The organism is Micromonospora sp. NPDC048830, from assembly GCF_043198215.1.
Taxonomy (GTDB): Bacteria; Actinomycetota; Actinomycetes; order Mycobacteriales; family Micromonosporaceae; genus Micromonospora.
In genome coordinates this window covers 1-1,342 of record NZ_JBICUP010000137.1, presented here as the reverse complement: position 1 = coordinate 1,342, position 1,342 = coordinate 1, and the positions used below count along the sequence as shown (strand labels likewise).

The 1,342-nt window shown below is 70.9% G+C and carries 1 pseudogene; it reads right to left on the bottom strand.

The features are described 5' to 3' along the window. Positions 1-1,259 (bottom strand): annotated as a pseudogene (locus ACGFIZ_RS34260) (hypothetical protein); the annotation flags it as partial. Positions 1,260-1,342: the final 83 nt, after the last annotated feature.

Here is a 1,342-nt window from a genome sequence, read left to right as displayed (position 1 = left end):
GCCGTGGGCGGGCCGACCCACGCCGGATGGAGCAGATTGAGCAGATCGGCTGGGTCCATCTGCCAGGTGGGCCAGGCGCCGGGGTTCCCGCTGCCGTCGGGCTGATTGTCGGTGTGCGGCTGGCCGGGGTCGGTGGACATCCCGGCACCGTGGGCGGTCACATCAATGTCGGGATTCGGCCACGCCGGTCCCGGCCACCCCGCCGGCCAGGTCGACGCGGTGGGGGCGTTCGGGTCGTCCAGCGGCCCTGGCAGCCCGGGCAGACCCGTGCCCGCCGGTGGGGCAGGTACCGGCCCGGGCATCGGCGACGTATCCCCGTCGTTCAGCCAGGACAGGTCCTCACCCTGCTGCGGGCGGTCCGGTCCGGGGGCAGGGCCCGACACCGGTGCTTGCCGGGGCGGACCCGGATCGGTCACCCTGTACCGCGCCGCCACGCGACCGTGTGCTTCCCGGACCAGCTGCAGCAGACCACGGCCGCGCAATGCCACGATCCGGTTATGCACCGTCGGCTGCGATGTGCCTGCCGCACGGGCGAGGGCTTGCTCGGTGGCGGTGATGAGCCCGTCGCCGTCCATACTGCCGATCAGGACGTTCCACAGCTCCCGCAGCGGCTGCTCCTGGTGCTGCGTTGCGGTGGCGATGTGGCCGACGTGCTGGTTGAACAGCGTCCAGGCATCATCCCGGTTGCGCACCCACTGGCTGCCCGCAGGAAGGGCCGGCAACGGTGCTTGCCGCGGCTGACCCGGATCGGTCACCTTGTACCGCGCCGCCCTGCGACCCTGTGCTTCCCGGTCCAGCTGCAGCAGACCACCTTCGCGCAACGCCACGATCCGGTTATGCGCCGTCGACGGCGGTATGGATGCCGCATCGGCGAGGGCTGACTCGCTGACGGTGATGAGCCCGTCGCCGTCCATACTGTTGATCAGGACGTTCCACAGCTCCCGCAGCGGCTGCTCCTGGTGCTGCGTTGTGGTGGCGATGTGGCCGGCGTGCTGCTCGAACAGCGTCCAGGCATCATTCCGGTTGCGCACCCACTGGCTGTCCGCAGTGGGTTGGGGTTGGGGTTGGTCGGGGTGGAGTGGGGTGGGGGTGGTGGGTGGCTCGTCGGCCGGGTGATGGAGGGTGTCGCCGGCGGGGAGAGTGTCGGCGTCGGTGTGGGTCACCGCTGGGAATGGTTGCCAGTCCATGTCCAGCCCCTGGTAGGGGGCCCAGTCGTCGAGGTTCCCGCTGCCGCCGTCCTGGCCGAAGTCGGTGGACATCGCAGCACCGTGCCAGGCGGTCACATCAATGCCGGGATCCGGCTCCGCCGGTCCCGTCCACCCCGCCGTCCAGGACGACGCGG